The organism is Anoxybacteroides tepidamans, from assembly GCF_014201465.1.
GTDB lineage: Bacteria > Bacillota > Bacilli > Bacillales > Anoxybacillaceae > Anoxybacteroides > Anoxybacteroides tepidamans.
The window spans coordinates 319,184-344,658 of sequence record NZ_JACHEP010000002.1 but is presented as its reverse complement, the minus strand read 5'-3'; the positions used below and the strand labels follow the sequence as shown (position 1 = coordinate 344,658).

At 43.0% G+C, this 25,475-nt stretch carries 27 protein-coding genes and 1 pseudogene; 23 read left to right on the top strand and 5 right to left on the bottom strand.

The window, feature by feature from the left end:
• Nucleotides 1–296: 296 nt before the first annotated feature.
• Entirely contained in the window at nucleotides 297–734 is a 438-nt protein-coding gene (locus tag HNQ34_RS04660; RefSeq protein WP_183252040.1) for a YkyB family protein, read from the bottom strand.
• 365 nt (nucleotides 735–1,099) lie between these two features.
• On the opposite strand from HNQ34_RS04660, the gene ppx reads away from it, so the two are divergent.
• From ppx to crcB (HNQ34_RS04640), 4 genes are read left to right on the top strand one after another with little or no spacing between them, the layout of a single operon-like run.
• Nucleotides 1,100–2,626 (top strand): exopolyphosphatase, encoded by a 1,527-nt coding sequence (gene ppx, locus HNQ34_RS04655; RefSeq protein ID WP_183252038.1) that lies wholly within the window; start codon nucleotides 1,100–1,102, stop codon nucleotides 2,624–2,626.
• A 14-nt stretch (nucleotides 2,627–2,640) separates the two neighbouring features.
• Nucleotides 2,641–4,728, top strand: a complete 2,088-nt coding sequence (locus HNQ34_RS04650) for an RNA degradosome polyphosphate kinase (RefSeq protein ID WP_183252036.1) — start codon at nucleotides 2,641–2,643, stop codon at nucleotides 4,726–4,728.
• A gap of 15 nt (nucleotides 4,729–4,743) precedes the next feature.
• Entirely contained in the window at nucleotides 4,744–5,136 is a 393-nt protein-coding gene (gene crcB, locus HNQ34_RS04645) for a fluoride efflux transporter CrcB (protein WP_246363789.1), read from the top strand.
• Nucleotides 5,133–5,489 (top strand): fluoride efflux transporter CrcB, encoded by a 357-nt coding sequence (crcB, locus tag HNQ34_RS04640; RefSeq protein WP_246363787.1) that lies wholly within the window; start codon nucleotides 5,133–5,135, stop codon nucleotides 5,487–5,489. Before crcB (HNQ34_RS04645) ends, crcB (HNQ34_RS04640) begins: the two co-directional genes overlap by 4 nt.
• A gap of 10 nt (nucleotides 5,490–5,499) precedes the next feature.
• Here the strand turns inward: crcB (HNQ34_RS04640) and HNQ34_RS04635 are convergent, their stop codons facing one another.
• Nucleotides 5,500–6,369 carry a metallophosphoesterase gene (locus HNQ34_RS04635; protein ID WP_409978356.1) on the bottom strand — a complete coding sequence of 290 codons (870 nt, stop codon included), beginning with the start codon at nucleotides 6,367–6,369 and terminating at the stop codon, nucleotides 5,500–5,502.
• Nucleotides 6,370–6,529: 160 nt separating this feature from the next.
• Between HNQ34_RS04635 and fadH the strand changes: the two genes are divergently transcribed.
• The 13 genes and pseudogenes from fadH (at nucleotide 6,530) to HNQ34_RS04570 (ending at nucleotide 15,181) form a co-directional block, all read left to right on the top strand.
• Nucleotides 6,530–7,294, top strand: coding sequence for a 2,4-dienoyl-CoA reductase (gene fadH, locus HNQ34_RS04630; protein ID WP_183252030.1), 765 nt, complete (start codon nucleotides 6,530–6,532; stop codon nucleotides 7,292–7,294).
• A gap of 390 nt (nucleotides 7,295–7,684) precedes the next feature.
• Nucleotides 7,685–8,902: an EAL domain-containing protein gene (locus HNQ34_RS04625; RefSeq protein WP_183252028.1), complete on the top strand. Its 1,218-nt coding sequence runs from the start codon at nucleotides 7,685–7,687 to the stop codon at nucleotides 8,900–8,902.
• A 52-nt stretch (nucleotides 8,903–8,954) separates the two neighbouring features.
• The gene (locus HNQ34_RS04620) at nucleotides 8,955–9,191 is read left to right on the top strand and encodes a hypothetical protein (protein ID WP_183252026.1); all 237 of its coding nucleotides are present in this window, start codon (nucleotides 8,955–8,957) and stop codon (nucleotides 9,189–9,191) included.
• Nucleotides 9,192–9,334: 143 nt separating this feature from the next.
• Nucleotides 9,335–9,592, top strand: coding sequence for a YkuJ family protein (locus tag HNQ34_RS04615; RefSeq protein WP_183252024.1), 258 nt, complete (start codon nucleotides 9,335–9,337; stop codon nucleotides 9,590–9,592).
• Nucleotides 9,592–9,741 carry a hypothetical protein gene (locus HNQ34_RS04610; RefSeq protein WP_183252022.1) on the top strand — a complete coding sequence of 50 codons (150 nt, stop codon included), beginning with the start codon at nucleotides 9,592–9,594 and terminating at the stop codon, nucleotides 9,739–9,741. The genes HNQ34_RS04615 and HNQ34_RS04610 overlap by 1 nt, the downstream gene beginning before the upstream one ends.
• A 97-nt stretch (nucleotides 9,742–9,838) precedes the next feature.
• Complete coding sequence (gene abbA, locus HNQ34_RS04605) at nucleotides 9,839–10,039, top strand: antirepressor AbbA (RefSeq protein ID WP_183252020.1); 201 nt, start codon at nucleotides 9,839–9,841, stop codon at nucleotides 10,037–10,039.
• A gap of 83 nt (nucleotides 10,040–10,122) precedes the next feature.
• Complete coding sequence (cbpB, locus tag HNQ34_RS04600; protein ID WP_183252017.1) at nucleotides 10,123–10,575, top strand: cyclic-di-AMP-binding protein CbpB; 453 nt, start codon at nucleotides 10,123–10,125, stop codon at nucleotides 10,573–10,575.
• A gap of 78 nt (nucleotides 10,576–10,653) precedes the next feature.
• A complete protein-coding gene (dapD, locus tag HNQ34_RS04595; protein WP_183252015.1) occupies nucleotides 10,654–11,364 on the top strand; it encodes a 2,3,4,5-tetrahydropyridine-2,6-dicarboxylate N-acetyltransferase in 711 nt (236 codons plus the stop codon).
• A 103-nt stretch (nucleotides 11,365–11,467) separates the two neighbouring features.
• Nucleotides 11,468–12,589, top strand: coding sequence for an N-acetyldiaminopimelate deacetylase (locus HNQ34_RS04590; protein ID WP_183252013.1), 1,122 nt, complete (start codon nucleotides 11,468–11,470; stop codon nucleotides 12,587–12,589).
• Between the two features lie 58 nt (nucleotides 12,590–12,647).
• The gene (locus tag HNQ34_RS04585; protein WP_183252231.1) at nucleotides 12,648–12,890 is read left to right on the top strand and encodes a YkuS family protein; all 243 of its coding nucleotides are present in this window, start codon (nucleotides 12,648–12,650) and stop codon (nucleotides 12,888–12,890) included.
• A gap of 234 nt (nucleotides 12,891–13,124) precedes the next feature.
• Nucleotides 13,125–13,673, top strand: a complete 549-nt coding sequence (locus tag HNQ34_RS04580; protein WP_183252011.1) for a peroxiredoxin — start codon at nucleotides 13,125–13,127, stop codon at nucleotides 13,671–13,673.
• Nucleotides 13,674–13,723: 50 nt separating this feature from the next.
• Nucleotides 13,724–14,183: pseudogene (locus HNQ34_RS04575) on the top strand (TlpA family protein disulfide reductase).
• Nucleotides 14,184–14,512: 329 nt separating this feature from the next.
• Nucleotides 14,513–15,181, top strand: a complete 669-nt coding sequence (locus tag HNQ34_RS04570) for a potassium channel family protein (protein ID WP_312856094.1) — start codon at nucleotides 14,513–14,515, stop codon at nucleotides 15,179–15,181.
• Between the two features lie 219 nt (nucleotides 15,182–15,400).
• On the opposite strand, the gene rnjA is transcribed toward HNQ34_RS04570, so the two are convergent.
• The gene (gene rnjA / locus HNQ34_RS04565) at nucleotides 15,401–17,068 is read right to left on the bottom strand and encodes a ribonuclease J1 (protein ID WP_183252007.1); all 1,668 of its coding nucleotides are present in this window, start codon (nucleotides 17,066–17,068) and stop codon (nucleotides 15,401–15,403) included.
• 3 nt (nucleotides 17,069–17,071) lie between these two features.
• On the bottom strand, nucleotides 17,072–17,281 hold the full coding sequence (locus HNQ34_RS04560) for a DNA-dependent RNA polymerase subunit epsilon (protein ID WP_183252005.1): 210 nt from the start codon (nucleotides 17,279–17,281) through the stop codon (nucleotides 17,072–17,074).
• A gap of 705 nt (nucleotides 17,282–17,986) precedes the next feature.
• Here HNQ34_RS04560 and HNQ34_RS04555 point away from each other — a divergent pair.
• The gene (locus tag HNQ34_RS04555; RefSeq protein WP_183252003.1) at nucleotides 17,987–18,763 is read left to right on the top strand and encodes a Cof-type HAD-IIB family hydrolase; all 777 of its coding nucleotides are present in this window, start codon (nucleotides 17,987–17,989) and stop codon (nucleotides 18,761–18,763) included.
• Between the two features lie 29 nt (nucleotides 18,764–18,792).
• Here the strand turns inward: HNQ34_RS04555 and def are convergent, their stop codons facing one another.
• On the bottom strand, nucleotides 18,793–19,347 hold the full coding sequence (gene def / locus HNQ34_RS04550; RefSeq protein ID WP_183252001.1) for a peptide deformylase: 555 nt from the start codon (nucleotides 19,345–19,347) through the stop codon (nucleotides 18,793–18,795).
• Nucleotides 19,348–19,451: 104 nt separating this feature from the next.
• Here def and HNQ34_RS04545 point away from each other — a divergent pair, with 104 nt between their 5' ends.
• The 5 genes from HNQ34_RS04545 to lpdA all read left to right on the top strand — a co-directional run bounded on the left by HNQ34_RS04545 (nucleotide 19,452) and on the right by lpdA (nucleotide 25,382).
• The gene (locus HNQ34_RS04545) at nucleotides 19,452–20,054 is read left to right on the top strand and encodes a YkyA family protein (protein ID WP_312856098.1); all 603 of its coding nucleotides are present in this window, start codon (nucleotides 19,452–19,454) and stop codon (nucleotides 20,052–20,054) included.
• Between the two features lie 455 nt (nucleotides 20,055–20,509).
• The gene (gene pdhA, locus HNQ34_RS04540) at nucleotides 20,510–21,619 is read left to right on the top strand and encodes a pyruvate dehydrogenase (acetyl-transferring) E1 component subunit alpha (protein ID WP_183251996.1); all 1,110 of its coding nucleotides are present in this window, start codon (nucleotides 20,510–20,512) and stop codon (nucleotides 21,617–21,619) included.
• A 3-nt stretch (nucleotides 21,620–21,622) separates the two neighbouring features.
• On the top strand, nucleotides 21,623–22,600 hold the full coding sequence (gene pdhB / locus HNQ34_RS04535) for a pyruvate dehydrogenase complex E1 component subunit beta (protein ID WP_183251994.1): 978 nt from the start codon (nucleotides 21,623–21,625) through the stop codon (nucleotides 22,598–22,600).
• Between the two features lie 57 nt (nucleotides 22,601–22,657).
• Nucleotides 22,658–23,968, top strand: a complete 1,311-nt coding sequence (locus tag HNQ34_RS04530) for a dihydrolipoamide acetyltransferase family protein (protein WP_183251993.1) — start codon at nucleotides 22,658–22,660, stop codon at nucleotides 23,966–23,968.
• A 4-nt stretch (nucleotides 23,969–23,972) separates the two neighbouring features.
• Nucleotides 23,973–25,382 (top strand): dihydrolipoyl dehydrogenase, encoded by a 1,410-nt coding sequence (lpdA, locus tag HNQ34_RS04525; RefSeq protein ID WP_183251991.1) that lies wholly within the window; start codon nucleotides 23,973–23,975, stop codon nucleotides 25,380–25,382.
• The last annotated feature ends 93 nt before the right edge of the window (nucleotides 25,383–25,475 follow it).

Genomic DNA, 25,475 nt, shown 5'->3' with positions numbered 1-25,475 from the left:
GCTGACGAAAAAGCAGACTCCCTATTTTTTCGATTGTCGGAGGCAAGTCACAGGCTTGTCTTCGTCACGCCTTCGCATGACAGAAGACCGAACAACCAACCGCTTCACAGACAAATGCATTTGTCTGTGAAGCGGTGTTGTTCGGCCACCTGACAGTCGAAACATACCGATTACTCCATAAAAGCCGAAAACGTTAAAGTTCTAAATTGTATCTATATAGCTACGAGCTACGGAGTGACTAATTAGATTGATTGTAATGAATGATAACAACTGAATGCGATAGGATCGTTCAGTTGTTATCGCTCGCCAAGCCGTTTGAATATCGGTTTTTGGTACGGTTTTTTCGTTGAAGGTTGCTTCGAAGCTTCTGTAATGCCAGTATACGATTGTAACAATGCTTTCGCTTGGGAAAGCGACATTTTAACGACAGGATTGCGATATGAACCGTTTAATGCGCCAAGGTGTGGAAGTGTCGCGAAGTCTTCTTTTGTTGGAGGAATGTGAAAATAATATTCGCCAACGGCTACAAGAACATCGGATTGCTGCTGGCTGTACTTTGGATTAGGTGAAAAATGAAGCCCGACTTTTTTTGCTTTCCCCTCATCAAGCAGCTTTTCAATCGCTTTTTTCTTTAAAAGATATAAAAACGAAGGGTTTAATGCGGTTTTTGCATGACGATTCACGGTAAAAATCGCTTTTGCCAAATTGTCTATCGTTGGTTCTAAACGTTCCATAACTCGTCTCCTTTTCATTAGGCTTGTCTAATACCTTTATTATACATCATGAACATTTGTTTGCAATATGTGATATAATGAAAATAAAGTTAATAAACAGGCGTGTTGATTAACCATTAAAAACCAGTTGATATCGCTCTATTCCCAGCTTTTCTGCCGTAGTCGGCTAAGCTCAGCTTGCCGACTGGGCATGCTGTATGCATGCCCTCCTCGAACAAGAACGCTTTGCGAGCAAATGACATTTGCCCGCTGGCGTTCTTGTTCGAGGAAAGAGGAAGAAAAGCTTGTGTTCAGCCATATGCTTCTATGTTTTTTAGTAAAATAATGGATAATCAACACTCATGGTTAATGAAGGATGAACGATCATGAAAAAAAAATACGGGATTATCGATATTGGATCGAACACGATTCGCCTAGTTATTTATGAACGGCAAAAAAGCGGACGGCTACGGGAAATTGAAAATGTAAAAGTGGTCGCACGGTTACGCAATTATTTAACGGACGAACATATATTAAACGATGAAGGAGTGTCGCTTCTTCTTGATACGCTGCGGAGCTTTCAAGAAATTACGCGCCATCACCAGTTAGATCGCGTCAAATGCGTGGCGACAGCAACGATCCGCCAAGCTAAAAACCAAAAAGAAATTGTTGATTTAGTGGAAGCGAATACCGATTTTCGCATTCGGGTGCTCACTGGAGAAGAAGAAGCGTATTACGGTTTTCTTGCGGTTGTTAATTCTACGATGATTACAGAAGCGGTAACGGTCGACATCGGCGGCGGAAGCACGGAAGTGACATATTATAAAGACCGCCAGCTGCTCGAATCATATAGCTTTCCGTTTGGTGCTTTATCGCTAAAGCAAGCGTTTGTTTCTGGAAACGTTCCGACGAATGAAGAGATTGCGCGGCTTTCTTCCTATTTGACGGAACAGTTTCGATCGTTACCATGGCTTTTAGGGAAGAAAGTTCCCATTGTTGCAATGGGGGGAAGCGCGAGAAACGTTGTGCAAGTTCACCAGCTCATGAAGCAATACCCGCTCGCTGGCGTTCATCAATACGAGATGAAACGGAAGCATTTGCTAGAAGTCCGAAGACTATTAACATCGCTACCGTTTGAAGAAATCCAAAAATTAGAAGGATTATCAAAAGATCGTGCGGATTTAATCATTCCGGCATTGGAAGTGTTTCGCGTTTTGTATGAAATTGTTGACGCTACCTCATTTGTATTAAGCCGGAAAGGACTTCGCGATGGAATTTTTTATGAAGAACTGATTCAGCCATTTGGTACTCGCGTGTTTCCAAATGTTCTGCAAGAAAGTTTTTTCGAACTGGCGCAAGACTATGACATTCGTTTGGACGACGTCCAGCATGTCAACCACTTAATTGCGCAGCTAGTCGAACAAATTCGTTCTCTTCAACTATATTCGCTTACGGATGAAGATATTCACGATATGAAACGGGCGGCCCACGTCTTTTATTTAGGGCAATATATTGACGAAGAAGCGAGCAGCCAACATACGTTTTACATATTAGCAAACCGCACGATTGACGGGTTGATGCATAAAGACCGCGTCAAGCTCGCGTTGATCGCTTCTTACAAAAACAAACCATTGTTTAAGCAATATATCGCTCCATTTGATGACTGGTTTACAAAAGAAGAGCAGAAACATATTCGCGTGCTCGGGGCACTTGTGAAATTTGCGTACAGTTTAAATGATACGAAACGAAAAATTGTAAAGCAAGTTAAGCTTTCGGAACAAAACGGTGCGATGATTATGGATATATATTGCGACGGCGATTTTCGTGCTGAAGAGTATCAAGCGGAAAAAAATAAAAAACACGTTGAAAAAATATTTAAACGGCCAATTGAATTACGTTTTCACCAAAAGTAAGGTAGGGAAACGAGATGGAACTGAACAATCCGAACTATTATAACAATCGAGAATTAAGTTGGCTTGCTTTTAACGAACGCGTATTGCAAGAAGCGTTTGATGAACGGAATCCGCTTCTTGAGCGATTGAAGTTTTTAGCGATTTTCAGCTCGAATTTAGACGAATTTTTTATGGTGCGTGTCGCTGGATTAAAAGACCAAGTGAAAGCGGGGTTTAACAAGCCAGAAAACAAAGCAGGATTGACACCGAATCAGCAGCTGAAAAAAATTTCCGAGAAAGTACACGAGCTTGTAAAATCGCAATACCGCCTTTATAATGACGTGTTGTTGCCAATGTTAGAAACAGAGGATATTCGGTTTGTTTCCGTCACTCAATTAACAGTGGAACAGCGCGAATTTTTGCGCACCTATTTTACAGAACAAATATTTCCAGTATTAACGCCGATGGCTGTTGACGCATACCGGCCGTTTCCGATGTTATTAAATAAAAGTTTAAATTTAGCGGTCGTGCTTGATGATGACGAGGAGGAAGAAGACGAACGGCGAAAATTGGCGATTGTCCAAGTACCGTCTGTGTTAAATCGTTTTATCCGCCTTCCGTCTGATCGCGACGAGTTTGTGTATATTTTGCTTGAAGATGTCATTACGGCTCATATTGAGATGTTGTTTAAAGGATATACCGTCATTTCGGTGACGCCATTTCGCATCACCCGCAATGCCGATTTGACGATCCACGAAGAAGGGGCGCGCGATTTATTAAAAGAAATTGAAAAAGAATTAAAAAAGCGAAAATGGGGAGCAGCTGTTCGTCTTGAAATGAGGAAAGATGGATTTGATCCATTTATTTTACATTATTTGCTAGAAGAACTTGAGATTCATGGAAAGGACGTGTATCAAATCGACGGTCCGCTTGACCTTACGTTTTTCTTTCATTTCTATAAAGGATTGGCGGCGTATAAAGAGCATTTAGTATACGAAACGCTCATCCCGCAGCCACCAAAAGATTTAGATTCCGATGAAGATATTTTTGAAAAAGCGACGGAGCAAGATATTTTGCTTCATCATCCGTACGAGTCGTTTGAACCGGTTATTGATTTCGTTTCCGAAGCGGCGGATGATCCGCACGTGCTGGCAATTAAACAAACGCTTTACCGCGTCAGCGGCGATTCGCCGATTATTGAAGCGCTGAAACGAGCGGCGGAAAACGGAAAACAAGTGACCGTTCTTGTCGAGTTGAAAGCGCGATTTGATGAGGAAAATAACGTGCAATGGGCAAAGGAATTAGAGAAATCGGGCTGCCACGTGATTTATGGCATTACGCATTTAAAAACGCACAGCAAAATTACGCTCATTGTCAGACAGAAAAACGGAAAAATTGAGCGCTTCGTTCATTTAGGAACCGGAAATTATAACGACGCAACGGCAAAGCTCTACACTGATTTAGGGCTGATTACGTCCAATCGTGAAATCGGTGAAGATGCGACGAACTTTTTTAACTATTTAAGTGGCTATATGGAAAAGCCTGATTTTCATTATTTATCTGTTGCACCGTTCGACCTTCGCCGCGATTTTATTCGTCTTATTGATGAGGAGATCCGTTTTCATCGCGAGTATGGAAACGGGCGCATTATCGCGAAAATGAATTCATTGACTGATAAAGAGCTTATCATGAAATTATATGAAGCTTCGCAGGCAGGGGTGGACATCGATTTAATCGTGCGCGGCATTTGCTGCCTGCGTCCGCGCATTCCGGGGGTAAGCGACCGGATTCGCGTTCGCAGCATCGTCGGCCGTTTTCTCGAACATAGCCGCATTTATTATTTTCATCATAATGGAGCAGAAAAAGTATTTTTATCATCGGCCGATATGATGACGCGAAACATGGAAAAGCGAGTAGAAATTTTATTCCCGATTTTCGCCGAACATTTGAAAAAGAGAATTATGAAAATTTTAGCGATTTTACTTGCCGATAACGTGAAAGCGCGCGAGCAAGATGAAAATGGAGATTATCACTATGTAAAACGGGTGGAGGGAGAGCAAGAAATCGATAGCCAACTATGGCTCTTTAACATGGCGTACCGTGTGAGCGAAGACGAGGAATAGAAAGGGAAGAAAAGCATGAACGGAATGTGGAAAATAGGGGTTGCTGTGGCAGTTGGCGGGGCGGTTGGCGCCGTCAGCCGCTATATGATCAGCACGGTGATCGAATCGCCATGGCCGATTGCTACCTTTCTTGTGAATATGGTCGGTTCGTTTATTTTAGGAATATTGACGGGATATGTGATGAAAAAGCCGCTTGCCGATTGGGTGAAAGCAGTGATCGGCACTGGCTTTTGCGGCGGCTTGACAACGATGTCAACGTTCAGCAAGGAAGCTGTTCAACTGTTTACGAATGGATACATATGGACAAGCTTTGTTTATGTGGCGATTTCACTTGTCGCAGGGCTTGCGGCCGGCTGGATTGGCTTACTGGTTACTGGACAATTTGCACGAAAGGAAGAAGCGCCTTGAAATTTATCGCCATTGCATTAGGAGGAGCGATTGGCGCATACTGCCGTTATTGGTTTGGAGCGTGGTTGGCGGCTCGCGTGAACATTCGAGCGTTTCCGCTTGCTATGGTTATTGTGAACTGGCTCGGTTCTTTCGGATTGGGAGTGATGACGGCTCTAGCGCTCAATTACCATCTATCAATTCCAACGGCTGTGACTGTCGGCTTTTTTGGAGCATTTACGACGTTTTCGACTTTTAGTCTTGAAGCGGTGCAGCTGTTGCGGCAAAGACAGTATGTATTTGCCTTTTTATATATTGTTGCTTCCATCTTTGGAAGTATTGCGTTGTTTGCGCTTGCCTATACGCTTTTTTAAATCAACCACCCTATGACGAGGGTGGTTGATGTTTTAATGTAAACACAGTCAGTTCAGGAGGAGTTAAAAAACGAAACGGCATTCTCGTTGTGCCTAAGCCGCGGTTGACATAAAGAGTCATGTCTTGAATTTGATAAAATCCTTCGTAATATTGGACGGCAAGCGGCGGTGTAATGAGCGGACCGATGAACGGGAGCTGAATTTGTCCACCGTGGCTATGGCCGGATAGTTGCAAATGTACACCGTAACGGGATGCTTCTTTCGCTCCGTCCGGTTCATGCAACAGCAAAATCGTATACGTCGATGGCGGAATCTTTTTTAGCATATCATCAAAATTTGGTTTGCCGAGCATAAGATCGTCAGCGCCGGCGATAGCGATTTTACTTTGGTCGATCTGTTCAATTAAGACATGCTCATTTACCAGCATGCGAAATCCGGCTTTGGTCATAACCTTCCTGTACAAACGAGTCCCGTATCCGCCGTGGTCGTGGTTACCGTAAATGCAAAACTTTCCAAACGGAGCGCGAATGTCTGCAAAAATGGGAATGATGTCATCCGCGTAACGGTATTTGTTTGGCGCGTCCATTAAATCCCCTGTAAAAAAGACGAGATCCGGCTTGATATCGTTGATTTGTTTGACGATGCGGCGAAGATGTGCAAGCGAATAATAATGGCCGAGATGTGTATCGCTGAACTGGACGATTTTCACGCCGTCAAAGCTTTTTGGAATCAGTGGATGGAAAATGGAATGGCTGGTGATTGTAAGCCGGTTTGGCTCGATAAAACGGGCGTAATAATAGCCGAAGGAAGTAACGAACATGCCGCCTAACAAAGAAAGGATACTTTTTTTGAGAAACGTTCTTCTGGTTATTGGAGTCATCATTTTCATTTTCCATACGTCCTTTCACAATTAGTTATATTATAAAATGGAAAAGCGGAACAGAAAAGCAACAAATCAATAAAAGAAATGTTAGAAAATTATGTATATTTATGGTACAATAAAAATGAATGAATAATCAGTCATTTTAAGGGGGAGAGGTATGAAGGGAAAAGTTATCATCGTAACGGGCGGATCAAGCGGTATGGGGAAATATATGGCGAAACGATTTGTAGAAGAAGGAGCTAATGTCGTCATCACTGGGAGAAAGCTCGAGGCATTAGAAGAAGCGAAAAAAGAAATTGAATCACCGAACGGAAACGTATTGCCGATTCAAATGGATGTACGCGATCCGGAGCTCGTGGCGGAAATGGTCAAGCGCACCGATGCGGAGTTTGGAAAAATCGATGCATTAATCAACAACGCCGCCGGCAATTTTATTTGCCCAGCAGAAAAGTTGTCGATTAACGGTTGGAATAGCGTCATTAATATTGTATTAAACGGAACGTTTTATTGCAGCCGAGAAGTGGGGAATTATTGGATTAATAAAGGCCAAAAAGGCTCGATCATCAACATGGTGGCTACATATGCATGGAATGCAGGAGCGGGCGTCATTCATTCGGCGTGCGCGAAAGCAGGGGTATTAGCGATGACGCGGACGCTTGCGGTCGAATGGGGGAGAAAATACGGAATCCGCGTGAACGCTATCGCTCCAGGTCCGGTTGAACGGACAGGAGGGGCAGAGCGGCTTTGGGAATCAGAAGAAGCAGCGAGGCGAACATTAGAGAGCGTTCCGCTCGGCCGGCTTGGTACGCCGGAGGAAATTGCTGCCCTCGCCTCATTTTTACTTTCGGATGAAGCGGCTTACATTAATGGGGAATGCATTACGATAGACGGAGGACAATGGCTGAACCAGCACCCATTCTAATAAAAAAATGAGCGGTTTCAATTATACGAAACCGCTCGCTTTTTTACAATAATATATAAATGCAATTTGGAACTTTAACGTTTTCGTCTTTTATGGAGTAATCGGTATGTTTCGACTGTCGGGTGACCGAACAACACCGCTTCCAGACAAATGCATTTGTCTGTGAAGCGGTTGGTTGTTCGGTCCTCTGTCACGCGAAGGCGTGACGAAGGCAAGTCACACACTTGCCGCCGACAGTCGAAAAAATAGGGAGTCTACTTTTTCGTCCGCCATAAGTTAAACCTCCCAGTTGTATTTATATAGTACGGCCGCGATTTTTTCTTTATGAGGTACGGGAGTCATATGGTATAATATGCAAAATGACGAGTGCAAAAAAAAGGAGGGAGCAACGTGGATGCATTAGATATTGTAGCTAATTTACAACATGTCATACCGTATTACCAAGCTATTTTTAGCGCAGATGAACATCGTGTGATTGGGTATGAGGTGTTGGGCAGATACAAGTCAGGAGAACATGTACATAGTTTAGGGCCGTTTTTTCATGATGAAACGATTCCAGAAGAATTTCGTTTGGAAGTTGATGAAACGGTGACAAAAAAAGCGCTCGATCATTTTCTTGCCATTGACGACTGTTCGACTCTCATTTTTCTCAATCGCGATGCGAACTTATTGATGCTCGATCGCGCGGAGTCATTTTTAAAACTTCTTTTTCAGTATGAAGAAAAAGGACTGCCGCTTGATCGCATTGTGTTAGAAATAAATGAGCAGCATTTTAAGGGGGACTTCAGTCAGCTTAGCCATTTATTAATGTATATTCGTACATATGGCATTCAAATTGCCCTTGATAATATTGGGGAACATAGCAGCAATCTCGAGCGAATCAGCTTGTTAGCACCGGACATTTTAAAAATTGATTTGCGCGAATTGCGAAAAACATCGATCAGCTATTCATATCAAGACGTGCTCTATTCTATTTCATTGCTGGCGAGAAAAATCGGTGCGACCCTTTTATATGAGGATATTGAAGCGTCGTTTCAACTGCAATACGCTTGGCGAAACGGGGGCCGGTATTATCAAGGCTATTATTTAGCGGAGCCGTCTCCAAACCTATTGCCGTCTGACTTTTTAAAAGAGCGTCTGCGCCAAGAGTGCCATCATTTTATTCAGCAAGAAAAGAAAAAGCTGCAAACGCTGTATAACATTTCAGAACAATTTCAGCAGCGAGTTACAACACTATTAGCGAAATACAAAAAAGCTACTGACTTTAATGAACTTATTTCTTTCTTAGCGGCGGAGCTTGGTGATGCATGCTTTCGTGTCTATATATGCGATGAAGATGGGTTTCAACAGTCGGCTAACATTTTTAAACGAAATGATACGTGGGAATTACAGCCTGAGTATTATATGAAAAACTGGAGTTGGCGCCCGTATTTTTTAGAAAACATTATTCGGATGCGCTCACGAAGACGGGGAATTCTTTCCGATTTGTATGCGGATATCGAAACGGGGGAAACAATTCGCACGTATTCGTATCCGATTGACGAGCGTCATTATTTGTTTATCGATTTATCTTACAGCTACTTATTTGAGCATGACGCCCATTATTAACAATGGATAAAATAAAGCGCTTGTGGAAAAGTAAGCGTGAGGTGAAAATACGATGGCACAATTTTCATTTATATTATCAATACTTGTACTGTTCATTGCTGTCATTGGATTTGTGTATACGTATTCACTCGGCAGACGTCAAAAGCTGCAAGAAGAACATGATGCGCCAGTGAATGAAAAAATACAAGAGCATCCTTATATTCGTAACCCTGTTCTTTTAGCGTATCTTTTGGCAGGGTTATTAGCAGCTGGATCGATTATTTATTTAGCCATGAATACAGGATGGTAAGATACACAACGGGCAGTCCTATGAAAGGATTGCCTTTTTTGTTATAATAGGGATGGAAAGAAACAGCGATATGCGCTTATTTTTACTGTTATTCGAGCTCATACTATAAGCAGCTCGTTGTCCGGAAGAAAGGGGAAGAGTTTATGTCTCAATTGTTAGGAATTATCCAACGTTTGATGCACCTTCGCGATCAAGAAACGAATGGAAGTGAAGCACCACAACGAAATTTTGAAGTGAATGGTGAGAGAAAATGCAGCGTCACGTATTTAGCCAAAAACGACATGTTCATGCTAGAAGTGTATGAAAAGGGGAAAAAGCCGAAAACGTATCAATTTGACAACATTGATATGATTGCCATCGAAATTTTTGAACTGCTAAATGAAAAAGGTGAGGCGATATAATGGTGAAACGACCTGTTGTCATGTGTCCGATATGTCAAAAACAGGCGCATTTAGAAGATGTGTTAACAGCACAGTCGAACGAAAATGTCATTTATACATGTCCTTCTTGCCGCTTTGTGTTGCGCAATGTTTACACAAGTAAAGGCTAAAAAAGTCTTCCCGTTAGCGAAGGCTTTTTATTTTTTGGACTTTTTTTCGCTTTTTTGAATATATACTCTAATGGACGATAGCAAGGAGGAGTAGTTTATGAAGAAACAATGGCCCGAACGATTGTCTTTAGACGAACAAAATTTGTTGTTGGATGTGTTATTTACCCAGCACTATGCATTGGAGATTATTAGCAGTGAACTCGCTGATATTGAAAACGGGTACAAACAAGCCGACGAAGCGCGATATAAAAATTTAGTGAAGCTGTATCATCGAATTCGTGAGGAACTATCGCTTTAAGGCGGTAGTTATTTTTTTTGTAAACGCGTTGAGTATGTTAAACTAAAAAGGTAGGAAGTATAAGAGAAAGGCGGAAAATGAGCATGATCAGTTTCAATAGCAAGCAATTTTTAGATAAGACGATTGCGCAATTCCTTATTCCTTCTGACAAAGTTGCCCACGTTCAAATCGGAAATTATTTAGATCACGCTTTGTTAGTATTAACAAAAACGGGCTATTCCGCGATTCCTGTGCTCGATACATCGTATAAACTTCATGGACTCATTAGCATGACGGCGATCATGGATGCCATTTTAGGGCTCGAGCGAATCGAATTTGAGCGATTAGAAAAGATGAAAGTAGAAGAAGTGATGAATAAAGACATTCCACGGCTCTCCTTGAATGACGATATCATGAAAGGAATCGAACTGGTTGTGAACCATCCGTTCGTTTGCGTCGAAAACGAAAACGGTTATTTTGAAGGGATTTTTACAAGACGCGAAGTATTAAAACGTCTCAATAAACAGCTGCGCCGCTTTAATCACCGTGAGTCGTAAATTAAATTTATGCTTGTCAGCGTGAACTTTGTTTTGCTAAAGTAAAAAAATAAGAGAACAAAAGAGGAGGATGCTGCAATGAAAATGATGGATGCAAACGAAATTATTGCGTTTATTCAAAACAGCAAAAAAGCAACACCTGTCAAAGTATACATAAAAGGAAATTTAGAAGGAATTGATTTTGGTGCAAATTCCAAAACATTTATTACGGGAAATACGGGCGTTGTATTTGGCGAATGGCAAGAAATTCAAGCAGCGCTAGAAGCGAACAAAGATCGCATTGAAGATTATGTCATCGAAAACGACCGCCGGAACTCGGCCATTCCCCTTCTCGATTTAAAAGGAATTAAAGCGCGCATTGAACCAGGCGCGATCATTCGCGACCAAGTCGAAATTGGCGATAATGCGGTCATTATGATGGGTGCGGTCATTAATATCGGTGCCGTTGTAGGCGAAGGTACGATGATTGATATGAATGCGGTGCTCGGCGGGCGGGCAACGGTAGGGAAAAACTGCCATGTTGGAGCTGGTGCCGTATTAGCAGGAGTCATTGAGCCGCCTTCTGCCAAGCCTGTCATCGTAGAAGATGATGTTGTCATCGGTGCGAACGCGGTCATTTTAGAAGGAGTGACAGTAGGAAAAGGTGCGGTGGTAGCAGCTGGTGCCGTCGTCATTGAAGACGTGCCTCCGTACACAGTGGTTGCCGGCGTACCAGCTCGCGTCATTAAGCAAATCGACGAAAAAACAAAATCTAAAACAGAAATCAAACAAGAATTGCGTCAATTATAAGAAAAGCGGAAATGGTCTGCCTGCTGGAGCTAGACAGTTTAAGAAAAATGGAGATGTTAAGCGTGGAGATATTCCACGCTTTTTTGCAAAGGAGAGGACGAAGATGAGTCAATTTGTTTCGATTCGCCGTGCTTTGCACAAAATTCCTGAGCTCGGCTTTCAAGAATTTAAAACACAGCAATACTTATTAGACTACATTTCTACATTGCCTCAAGAGCGGCTCGAAGTAAAAACATGGCGAACAGGCATTTTTGCTAAAATTCATGGTCTGCAACCGACTAAAACAATTGCTTATCGCGCCGATATGGATGGCTTGCCAATTAAAGAAGACACCGATGTATCGTATCGTTCGGAGCATGAAGGGAACATGCATGCGTGCGGTCATGATTTTCATATGAGCATTGCTCTTGGCGTGTTGACGCATTTTGTTCATCATCCGATCCGTGACGATCTGCTATTCATTTTTCAGCCGGCGGAGGAAGGTCCGGGCGGCGCCTTGCCGATGCTTGAAAGCGACACGATGAAACAATGGATGCCTGATATGATCGTCGCTTTACATATCGCCCCAGAATATCCGGTTGGCACGATTGCGACGAAAGAAGGATTGTTATTTGCGAATACATCAGAACTGTTTATTGATCTGAAAGGAAAAGGCGGTCATGCAGCATTTCCGCATTTAGCGAACGATATGGTCGTCGCGGCTTGTTCGCTTGTCACACAGCTTCAGTCAATTGTCGCGCGCAACGTCGATCCGCTTGATAGCGCCGTCATTACGATCGGGAAAATTTCTGGGGGGACGGTGCAAAATGTCATTGCGGAACGTGCTCGCTTAGAAGGCACGATTCGCACATTATCGGTCGAATCGATGCAAAAAGTAAAAGAGCGAATTGAAGCGATTGTGAAAGGCATCGAAATCGCTTACCAATGCGAGGCAACGATCGATTACGGTTCGCTTTACCATCAAGTGTATAATGATGAGACATTGACAAAAGAATTTATGAACTTTGCCAAACAGCTTTCGGACGTTCATGTTGTCCGTTGCAAAGAAGCGATGACAGGCGAAGATTTTGGCTACATGCTTGCTAAAATTCCAGGGTTTATGTTTTGGCTCGGTGTCGATTCACCATACGGATTGCATCATGCCAAGCTTGCACCTGATGAACGTGCTATTGATAAAGCGATTTCGTTGCTGGCTTCGTATATTTCATGGAAAGGAAACAATTAATTTTCGCATATTTTCACCTTCATTAAGACACATTATAGAAGTGAGGAGGTGGATGATGATGGCGAAAATAGGTGTAGAACCATCATTAACAAACGTACAAACCGCATTAAAAGAAAGAGGGCATGAAGTCGTTCCGCTCCGGCAGGAAAGCGACGCCAAAGGATGCGATTGCTGTGTGGTGACCGGGCAAGATTCCAACGTTATGGGCATTCAAAACACTGTCACGTCAGGTGCTGTGGTTGAGGCAAGCGGTTTAACGGCGGAAGAAGTGTGCGAAAAAGTTGAAGAAAAATTGCGCTAGAACGGTGCGTAAAAAGGCTAGGCGCATTTCCTAGTCTTTTTCTTTGCAACTGTTGTTCATTAGTAAAATAAGGTTAGAAGGCATGGATGAAATGCGAAAAACAAATATCTTTGTAAATTAATTTTAATATTGACTAAAAATATTGTGTTTAGCGTAATTGCATGTGGATACAAGCTAGATGATTGAGAAAACATATTTTGTTTTCCTAATAAAAATAATTGCCGGAGGGATCATATGGCAGAACGTATGGTAGGTAAACAAGCTCCACGTTTTGAAATGAAAGCTGTTTTACCAAACGGCGATTTTGGTACAGTCAGCTTAGAAGAAAACATGAGAAACGGAAAATGGACCGTTCTTTTCTTCTATCCATTAGACTTCACGTTCGTATGCCCAACAGAAATTACGGCCATTTCTGACCGCTACGACGAATTTGCAGATTTAGATGCTGCTGTCATCGGCGTATCGACAGACTCTGTATATTCTCATAAAGCGTGGATCAACATGCCGCGCACAGAAAACGGACTTGGCGAAATTAAATATCCATTGGCAGCGGATACAAACCATCAAGTATCTCGCGATTATGGCGTATTGATTGAAGAAGAAGGAATTGCGCTTCGCGGTTTATTCATCATCGATCCAGAAGGTGAGTTAAAATACGCAGTTGTTCATCATAACAACATCGGCCGCGATGTCGATGAAGTGTTGCGCGTGCTTCAAGCATTGCAAACAGGCGGCCTTTGCCCTGCAAACTGGAAACCAGGTCAAAAAACATTAGAAGTATAAGGAAGGTCTAACGTCATGTTAGGCCTTTGATTGTATGGAGGGATAAAATAATGAAACTACGTGAACCAATGCCTGAATTGAGCGAAGCAACTGCTTATTTAAATGGTGAAGTAACAAGACAAGAATTAATTGGAAAAAAACCGACGCTCATTCATTTTTGATCGGTGAGCTGCCATCTTTGCAAAGAAGTGATGCCACAAGTAAACGAGTTTCGCGACCGCTATAAAGATGAATTGAACGTAGTAGCAGTTCATATGCCGCGTTCAGAAAACGACTTGAGTATCGAGCTTGTCAAACAAACAGCAGAAGAACAGAACACGGCATTACACAGCCGATTTTAATTGATAACGAACATAAAATTACGGATGCGTTTGGAAACGAGTATGTTCCTGCTTACTATGTGTTTGATGCAGAAGGAAAACTACGCCATTTCCAAGCGGGGGAAGCGGAATGAAAATGCTAGAAAAACGCGTCAACCGCGTATTAGAGGAAAACGAAAAAGCCGAATAGTTTTGCGTAAGGGGCTATGCTGTCAGGCTAGTTCCTTTTTTGATTTGCACAGGCGCGTTGATCAACCAATAAAAACAAGTTGACATCGCTCTATTTCTAGCTTTTCTGCCTCTTCCCTAAAGCGTTCATTGTTCGAGGAGGGCATGCGTACAGCAAGCATAGCGAACCGCTTGCCGACTACGGCAGAAAAGCTTGTGTTCAGCCATATGATTGTGTGTTTTCTATTAAAATAATGGATAATCATCAACACTTATGGATTTGCATTTTTTTTGCTGACATATTACAGTTGAAATGTATAGCAGGTCCAACTTAGTATTGGGGGAATGGATGTGAAAAAGAAGCAGTTTGCGGTCATTGGGCTTGGCCGCTTTGGCGGTAGCATTTGTCGCACATTAAGCGAGCAAGGAATGGAAGTATTGGCGATTGACATTGATGAAGACCGCGTCAATGAATATGCTTCGATCGCTTCCCACGCGGTTGTTGGCGACTCGACCGATGAAGCGGTATTAAAAAGTTTAGGCATTCGCAATTTTGATCATGTCATTGTGGCAATTGGCGACAACATTCAAGCAAGCATTTTAACGACGCTGATTTTAAAAGAGCTCGGAGTACAAAATATTACAGTGAAAGCGACAAATGATTATCATGAAAAAGTGTTGAAAAAGATTGGCGCCGATCAAATTGTTCATCCGGAACGCGATATGGGGGAAAGAATCGCGCATAACATTATTTCAAACAACGTTCTTGATTATTTGGAGCTTTCCGACGTGCACAGCATCGTAGAAATTGTAGCAAGCGACCGCCTTGATGGACATTCGCTGCTTGAACTCGATATTCGCGCCCGCTATGGAATTAATATCGTTGCCATTAAGCGTGGAAACCAAGTCATCGTTTCTCCGCTTGCATCGGAAATTATTCGCAAAGGGGATGTGTTAATTGTGATTGGCGCTGATGAAGACATCGATCGCTTTGAAGCAAAAGTCGTGAGCAATGAATAAAAGCCGCCATAATGAGCGGCTTTTTTTGATGGATAGTTTGCATCGCTGTCTAGCTTCGGCTCGCAGCGTACCCACTACTTGAATTAGTATTTTCGCTGACATGAGCGAAGCAATCGCAGGCGCAGCTCATGGAAAATGTTCTTTCTCCGTGGAAGCGGCAAGCGCTTCTCGTCGGAAGAACACTTTCCTGCCGATGTTGAACGCGCGCCTTCGCTTTTTTTAAATTTCCATAATAATCGGTAAGATCATCGGTTTTCGTTTTGTTTTTTCATACAAAAACGGTGCAAGGGTGTCTGTAATTTCATTTTTAATTTCTGACCATTGGTTCGTTTTGCGCTCGAGCACTTTTTCGAGATGTTTTGTAATTAACGCTTGGGCGTCGCTAATTAAATCACCTGATTCGCGCATATAGACGAATCCGCGGGAAATAATATCAGGTCCTGCGGCAATTTTAAATTCTTTCATATTGATGCTGACAACGACGATGACAAGCCCTTCTTCGGAAAGAATGCGGCGGTCGCGCAGCACGATGTTGCCGATATCGCCGATGCCGCTGCCGTCAATATAGACAGAGCCGGACGGAATTTTGCCGACAATGCCTGCTTCTTCTTCGCTTATCCCTAACACTTCGCCGTTATCCATAATAAAGCAGTTCTCTTCGGGTACTCCGCAATCGACGGCGAGTTTAGCGTGCATTTTTTGCATGCGGTATTCGCCGTGAATCGGCATAAAATATTTTGGCTTCATGAGGCGGATCATCAATTTTTGTTCTTCTTGCCCGCCGTGGCCAGACGTATGGATATCGTTCAGCGGACCGTGGATGACTTCCGCTCCTGCGCGGTAAAGCATGTTAATCGTGCGATTCACGCTGACTGTATTCCCAGGAATCGGGGAGGATGAGAAGACGACCGTATCCCCTGGAATAATTTGAATTTGTCGATGTGTGCCATTGGCGATACGCGATAATGCCGCCATTGGCTCTCCTTGGCTTCCTGTGCATAAAATCGTAACGCGATTCGCTGGAAGGCGGTTGATTTGTCCGGCGTCAATGAACGTGTCTTTCGGACATTTAATGTAGCCGAGCTGCTGTCCAATTTCAATCGCTGCTTCCATGCTGCGGCCAAACACAGCAATTTTGCGGTTGTTCAGAACAGCGGCTTCAGTCACTTGCTGCAAGCGATGAATATTTGAAGCAAATGTTGCAAAAATAATTCGTCCTTGGACTTTGCGGAAAATATCGTGGATGCTTTCACCGACGCGACGCTCCGACATCGTAAAATGCGGAATTTCGCTGTTTGTGCTGTCTGACAATAAGCATAGAACGCCTTCTTTTCCGATCTCCGCCATTTTCGTTAAATTAGCCGGCTCTCCTACAGGAGTAAAGTCAAACTTAAAATCTCCTGTATGCACGATTTGCCCGGCAGGAGTTTTCACAACAATTCCATAGCTATCCGGAATGCTGTGGGTCGTACGGAAAAACGTGACCGCTGTCTTTTGAAAGCGGATGATATCATCTTCTTTAATTTCAATGAGCTTTGTTTGGCTTAATAGTCCGTGCTCTTCTAATTTGTTGCGAATAAGCCCTAAGGCAAGCTTTCCTCCGTAAATCGGAACGTTCACTTGACGAAGCAAATATGGAATGCCGCCAATATGGTCTTCATGCCCGTGAGTGATAAATAATCCTTTAATTTTCTCTGCGTTTTTTACTAAATAACTGTAATCAGGAATAACGTAATCAATTCCGAGTAATTCCTCTTCAGGAAATTTAATCCCTGCATCGATGACAATAATTTCGTCCTGAAATTGTACGCCATATGTATTTTTCCCGATCTCTCCTAATCCGCCGAGAGCAAATACGCCAACTTGGTTTTCTTTTAAGAACTTCATGGTCTAAATCTCCAATACGTTAAAATTTGGGCTTTGTTTTTCATATTCTAAATGAGTACCTTCAAGCGGCTGAATGTACTCGATGTTGATCGTGTGATTTTTCAATTTTTGGCGTACGTCGCGCTCTGATTCCGCTTCGATATACAACGTTTTCGTTTTTTCTCTCACAGGCACTTCATCCGGATTTTCTTGATAAAACACTTTAAAAATCATTGCAAAATCTCTCCTTACTGACCGATAATTTCCTTAACCTTTTCATTATATATAAAATGTAGATGATTTTCATGTTTTTTATTCCCGTATCTATACGCTTAATCTTAAATGAAAAACGATCCAAAAGGCTTTTATCATCTTTGACGAAATGAAATACTTTCATTCATGGGCTCTTTTAAAAGAAGCCCTTCTTGTTGAGAAGGGCTACAAGGCTAAGCGATGGATTTTTTGCGGAGCAAATCTTTCCATTGTTGGAGCAACTTTTTCTTGAGTTTTTTCAACATCTCTCATCACTCCCTACTTCTTATTGTACTCATTTCTTGTCGAAAGTAAATGTCCTCATTTTTAGTATATGAATATGAAGGCTTGTTTTTCATGGGGAAAGCTGGAATGGCTTTTCTAAATGGCAAGAATTTTGATTTTTTATATAAATACAACTGGGAGGTTTAACTTATGGCTGGCGAAAAAGCAGACTCCCTATTTTTTCGACTGTCGGAGGCAAGTCTGTGACTTCTCCGTCACGCCTTCGCGTGACAGAGGACCGAACAGCCGAAAAATACCGGCTACTCCATAAAAGACGAAGACGTTGAAGTTCCAAATTGCATCTAATATATACACGTCTCAGCTTTTCTTAATTGACATTTCTTCTTTTTTCCATTAACGTAATGATGAAGCAATGATTTTTATTATATAAGGTGAGAAATTATGGGTAAAAAGATTGTGTTTTTTGACATCGATGGGACGCTATTGGATGAAAATAAAGAGCTGCCGCCATCGGCCGTTAGTGCGATCGAAGCGTTAAAAGCATCTGGTATATATGTGGCGATTGCCACAGGAAGAGCTCCATTTATGTTTGCGGACTTAAGGGAGAAATTAGGAATTCATTCCTTTGTTAGTTTTAACGGCCAGTATGTCGTTTTTGAAGGACACGTGATTGATAAAAATCCTTTACATCGCCACAAATTGCACGAATTGAAGGAATACGCTCATGAAAATGGGCATCCGCTTATTTTTATGGATGCAGAAGACATGCGAGCAAGCGTGGAAGATCATCCATACATTCATGTGAGCATGGGAAGCTTAAAATTTTCTCACCCTCCCGTTGATCCGCTTTATTATGAAAATCGCGATATTTATCAAGCGCTGTTGTTTTGTAAACCGGAAGAAGAGCAGGCATATGTGAACGCATATCCGGAGTTTCATTTTGTTCGCTGGCATAGCGTGTCAACGGATGTGCTGCCGTCTGGCGGTTCGAAAGCCGAAGGAATTCGTAAGCTGATTGAACGAATTGGAATTGCAAAAGAAGACGTATACGCGTTTGGCGACGGATTAAACGATATGGAAATGTTGCAGTTTGTCGGCACGGGAGTAGCAATGGGCAATGCAAAAGAAGAAGTGAAAAAGGTAGCGGACCTTGTAACAAAGCGGGTCGATGAAGAAGGGATTTTATACGGATTAATGCAGTTGGAATTAATTAAATAAAGAAGGGCACATCCGCCCTTCTTTTTCTATCATCGCTCAATCGGGATTGCGTTTTCAGGAACTTTAAAAGGGTTTTCTTGGTCGATGTGATCGTAAAACATAATGCCGTTTAAATGATCAATCTCATGTTGAAACACGATCGCCGGCAACCCTTTTAAACGAAGGGTGACGTGGTCCCCTTCAAGAGTCGTACCTGTCACAGTAATCCGCGCATAGCGTGGAACGTAGCCAGGAACATCGCGGTCAACGGATAAACACCCTTCTCCGCTTGTTAAATAGCACATTTGAACAGAATGGCTTGTGATTTTTGGATTGAACAGCGCATAACTATACAACGTTCCTTTTTCATCTTGTACATGAACGGCAATCATTCGTTTTGAAACGTTAATTTGCGGCGCTGCTAATCCAATTCCCGGTCGCAGTCCATATTTTGCGGCTAAGTCTGGGTCTTGGCTCATTTTCACGTATTCAAGCAAGTTTCGCAAAATTTCCTTGTCTTCTTCAGCGGCAGGAAGAGGGACTGCTTCAGCGATTTTTCGCAATGTCGGGTGCCCTTCTTTAATGATATCTTTCATCGTAATCATCGTTTTTCACTCCTTTATACATGATAAGTCTATCAAACGTTTCCGTTTGGCGTAAACCGCGCACATAAAATTTCATAGAAGGAAGGGAATGGGCGTTGAAAGCAGTGCTTATGCTTATTGTTATTTTACTACAAGCTTGCAGCATGACGGCGCCTGAAAAAGAAATGATGGATGCGTTTGAACAAATCGCAAAATATGAACGCAACATGGCCAAGCAGCAAGCAGCTCTTGTCCGTTTAGAACGCGAGCAAACAACCCTTTACAACGAAATCATGTCTGTCGGAATGAAACAATTTGCAAAAGTCGCGCAATTGTCAAAAAAGGCGCAAATGATCATCGGAAAAAGAAGAAACCAAATCGAAGCTGAGCACCAAAACATGAAGAGAGCAAAAGAGAAACTGCAAATTGTAAAAGAACACGCTTCTCATTTGCGCGATCAAGCCAGCAAACAACGCGTGTTTCATTTGATTCGCGTGATGGAAAGACGCTATGCCGCATATGAAGAGGTGTATGTTCATTATGATATGGCATTAACATTAGAAAAGGAATTATATCGTCTTTTTGAAAATGAAAATGTGACGCTAAAGCAATTGCAAGCACAGACGGATAAAATTAATGACGTCTATCGAGAAATGATAGCTGCCAACGAGCGGTTTAACGACTATACAGAACAGTACAATCAAGAGAAAAAACGATTATTTAAATGAGGATGTCCCAAGTGACGGGACATCTTTTTTTATCGTTATATATACGCATGAAATAGCTATGTTGTGTCCCGTTTAAGAGCCGGTCACCTTTAGAGCCAGCCTCTTTTTTTCATATGTAAATGAGCAGAATGAATAGTACTATAGTACAGATTTAAATATATACTACAACAGATTTTTTTATTTTAAAAATATATAAATAGTGTAATTTAGGAAGGTCAAAGTAATTGACGTTCTATAGCAGAAGGTGTAAACTTAAAATGAATGTAACAATTGTACTAATTTATTTTTTGAAATTATTGATACAGTTTAATTATTTGCTATCTATTTCCATTGTGGGGTATGGCGATCGACGAAAGTTGTCTGTTTATGATGAAATTTGGGTAAATTAATGCTGTATGTAGCGCTGAAGATGTTTATTTTTTATTTTTTATACAAGAAAGGTAGAGGTGAATGGAATGGGTGCAAAAACATCCGTATTTAATGTAAAAGAACAACTTGAAAAAGTTGCTGAACAATTTCCAACGTTTCAAATTTTAAATGAAGAAGGCGAAATTGTAAACGAAGCGGCGATGCCGGATTTAAGCGACGAGCAATTAAAGGAATTAATGCGCCGCATGGTGTATACGCGCGTGCTTGACCAACGTTCCATTTCGTTGAACCGCCAAGGCCGTTTAGGGTTCTATGCGCCGACAGCTGGGCAAGAAGCAAGCCAGCTTGCAAGCCAATTTGCGCTTGAAAAAGAAGATTTCATTTTGCCGGGTTACCGTGATGTTCCACAAATGATTTGGCACGGGCTTCCGCTTTATCAGGCGTTTTTATTCTCGCGCGGCCATTTTCACGGCAATCAAATTCCTGAAGGCGTCAATGTATTGCCACCGCAAATTATTATCGGAGCACAAATTATTCAAGCAGCAGGTGTTGCTTTAGGAATGAAAAAGCGCGGCAAAAAAGCGGTAGCGATTACATATACAGGTGACGGCGGGGCATCACAAGGGGACTTCTATGAAGGGATCAACTTTGCCGGAGCATTTAAAGCGCCAGCGATTTTTGTTGTGCAAAACAACCGTTTTGCGATTTCGACGCCAGTAGAAAAACAATCGGCGGCACAAACGATCGCTCAAAAAGCGGTAGCGGCTGGTATTCCAGGCATTCAAGTAGACGGTATGGATCCGTTAGCGGTTTATGTAGCGGTGCGTGAAGCTCGTGCGCGTGCGATCAACGGCGAAGGGCCGACGCTCATCGAAACATTATGCTTCCGTTACGGCCCGCATACGATGGCGGGAGACGACCCAACTCGTTACCGCACGAAGGAACTTGAAAACGAATGGGAGAAAAAAGATCCGATCGTTCGTTTCCGCAAGTTTTTGGAGAAAAAAGGTTTATGGAGCGAAGAAGAAGAAAACAACGTGATTGAACAAGCAAAAGAAGATATTAAAGAAGCGATTAAAAAAGCGGATGAAACACCGAAGCAAAAAGTGACAGACTTAATGAGCATCATGTACGAAGAGATGCCATTTAACTTGAAAGAGCAATATGAAATTTATAAAGAGAAGGAGTCGAAATAGGCTATGGCGCAAATGACAATGATTCAAGCAATCACGGATGCATTGCGCATCGAATTGAAAAACGATCCAAACGTGTTAGTGTTTGGGGAAGACGTTGGGGTAAACGGCGGCGTATTCCGTGCGACAGAAGGATTGCAAGCGGAATTTGGCGAAGATCGTGTATTTGATACGCCGCTAGCAGAGTCTGGAATCGGAGGTCTTGCGATTGGGCTTGCGCTGCAAGGATTCCGTCCGGTTCCTGAAATTCAATTTTTCGGTTTCGTATACGAAGTGATGGATTCCATTTCGGGACAAATGGCACGTATGCGCTATCGTTCCGGAGGACGCTACCATGCGCCGATTACGATTCGTTCTCCTTTCGGCGGCGGCGTTCATACGCCAGAATTGCATGCGGATAGCTTAGAAGGATTGGTGGCGCAGCAACCGGGATTAAAAGTCGTTATTCCTTCTACGCCGTACGATGCAAAAGGGTTGCTCATTTCGGCGATTCGCGACAATGATCCGGTTATTTTCTTAGAGCATATGAAACTGTATCGCTCATTCCGTCAAGAAGTGCCGGAAGGGGAATACACAATTCCAATTGGCAAAGCGGACATTAAGCGCGAAGGAAAAGACGTATCCATCATTACGTACGGAGCGATGGTGCACGAGTCATTAAAAGCGGCGGCCGAGCTTGAAAAAGAAGGAATTTCTGCGGAAGTCGTTGATTTGCGTACCGTTCAACCGCTCGATATCGAAACGATTATCGGTTCTGTTGAAAAAACAGGCCGTGCGATCGTTGTGCAAGAAGCGCAAAAGCAAGCAGGTATTGCGGCAAACGTTGTGGCAGAAATTAATGAACGGGCGATTCTTAGCCTAGAAGCGCCAGTGTTGCGCGTGGCAGCACCGGATACAGTTTATCCGTTCTCACAAGCAGAACCTGTTTGGTTACCAAACTTTAAAGATGTCATCGAAGCAGCGAAAAAAGTAATGAATTTTTAATGTAAAGGGAGGAAGAATATTTCCCTAGCATTGCGAAAAATAGGAGGTCGACAAACAGTGGCGTTTGAATTTAAACTACCGGATATCGGTGAAGGTATTCACGAAGGCGAAATTGTCAAGTGGTTTATAAAACCTGGGGATGAAGTAAACGAAGACGACGTGCTATGCGAAGTGCAAAACGATAAAGCGGTCGTTGAAATTCCTTCACCTGTCAAAGGGAAAGTATTGGAAATTTTAGTGAGCGAAGGAACGGTTGCAACCGTCGGACAAACGCTCGTGACATTTGATGCCCCTGGATATGAAAACTTAAAATTCAAAGGACAAGATCACGATGAACCGAAAGCAGAAGAAAGAAAAGAAGAAGCTTCGCAAACACAGCAACCAGCAGCACCGGCAACAGAAGTAGATCCGAACCGCCGCGTCATTGCGATGCCTTCTGTGCGCAAATATGCGCGTGAAAAAGGTGTGGATATCCGTCTTGTACAGGGGACAGGGAAAAATGGCCGTATTTTAAAGAGCGATATTGATGCGTTCCTAGCCGGCGGTGCAGTAGCTGCTACTACAAAAGCAGAAACAGTTCAAGCAGCGCAAGCACCTGCAGAAGAAAAAGCAGCTCCAAAAGCGGAAGCGAAGCCTGCAGCTCAACCGGTTGTGCTTGAAGGCGAATTCCCTGAAACACGCGAGAAAATGAGCGGCATCCGTCGTGCGATTGCGAAAGCGATGGTGAATTCGAAACATACTGCGCCGCACGTCACATTAATGGACGAAGTGGATGTAACAAAATTGGTTGCGCATCGTAAAAAATTCAAAGATATCGCTGCGCAAAAAGGAATTAAGCTTACATTTTTGCCATATGTCGTAAAAGCATTAACATCGGCATTGCGCGAATTCCCAACGTTAAATACGTCGATTGATGATGCGACCGAAGAAATCATTCACAAACATTACTACAATATCGGAATTGCAGCAGATACAGACAAAGGACTTCTCGTTCCTGTTGTGAAGCATGCGGATCGCAAATCGATTTTTGCGATCGCTAAAGAGATTAATGAGTTAGCGACGAAAGCGCGTGAAGGAAAGCTTCTTCCAAATGAAATGAAAGGTGCATCGTGCACGATCACGAATATCGGTTCTGCGGGCGGACAATGGTTCACGCCGGTCATTAACCATCCGGAAGTGGCGATCCTTGGTATCGGTCGCATCTCTGAAAAACCGATCGTCCGTGATGGGGAAATTGTCATCGCGCCGGTGTTGGCGTTGTCGTTAAGCTTTGACCATCGCATGATTGACGGTGCAACGGCACAAAATGCATTGAACCATATTAAGCGTTTATTAAATGATCCTGAATTATTATTAATGGAGGCGTAAAACAATGGTAGTCGGCGATTTTGCAATTGAAACGGAAACTCTTGTCGTTGGCGCAGGGCCAGGCGGGTATGTAGCGGCGATCCGCGCCGCGCAATTGGGCCAAAAAGTAACGATTGTCGAAAAAGGAAACCTTGGCGGTGTTTGCTTAAACGTTGGATGTATCCCGTCGAAAGCGTTAATTTCAGCTGGTCATCGCTATGAAGTGGCAACACATTCCGAAGAGATAGGCATTAAAGCAGAAAACGTGACGGTTGATTTTGCCAAAGTGCAAGAGTGGAAAGCGAGCGTCGTGAAAAAATTAACAGGCGGCGTCGAAGGGCTTTTAAAAGGAAATAAAGTGGAGATCGTCCGCGGCGAAGCCTATTTTGTCGACGCGAATACGGTGCGCGTCATGACAGAAAACAGTGCGCAAACGTATAAATTCAAAAACGCGATTATCGCCACTGGTTCTCGCCCGATTGAACTGCCAGCGTTCAAATTTTCAAAACGCGTTCTCGACTCAACAGGGGCGTTGAATTTACCTGAAATTCCGAAATCGATGATCGTCATCGGCGGCGGATACATCGGAACAGAATTAGGTACAGCGTATGCGAACTTTGGCACAAAAATCACGATTCTTGAAGGCGCAGATGAAATTTTATCCGGTTTTGAAAAACAAATGAGTGCAGTCGTCAAACGCCGCTTAAAGAAAAAAGGTGTCGACATTTTTACGAATGCGTTAGCTAAAGGTGTCGAGGAACGTGAAGACGGTGTAACGGTGACGTTTGAAGTGAATGGGGAAACGAAAACGATCGACGCAGAGTACGTGCTTGTAACGGTCGGTCGCCGTCCAAACACAGATGAACTAGGACTCGAACAAATGGGCATTAAAATGACGGAGCGTGGGTTAATCGAAATCGACAAACAATGCCGTACGAGCGTACTGAACATTTATGCAATTGGCGATATCGTTGCTGGTCCGCCGCTTGCGCATAAAGCATCGTATGAAGGAAAAATTGCCGCAGAGGCAATTGCAGGGCATCCGTCTGAAATCGATTATTTAGCGATTCCAGCAGTTGTGTTCTCTGACCCTGAGTGCGCATCTGTCGGTTATTTTGAAAAACAAGCAAAAGACGAAGGCATTGACGTAACAACGGCGAAATTCCCGTTTGCGGCAAACGGCCGTGCGCTTGCGTTGAACGATGCGGAAGGCTTTATGAAGCTCGTTGTGCGCAAAGACGACGGCGTGATTATCGGAGCGCAAATTGTCGGTCCGAACGCGTCGGATATGATCGCCGAACTCGGCCTTGCGATCGAAGCAGGCATGACCGCTGAAGATATCGCGATGACGATCCATGCTCATCCGACATTAGGGGAAATTGCGATGGAAACAGCGGAAGCAGTTCTTGGTAGCCCGATTCATATTATAAAATAATGACACAAAAGGACATCTCGGTAAACGGGATGTCCTTTGTTCATTTATTTGTGACTATTTTGTCCAGTTCACTCATATTGTTATGGTAAAAGG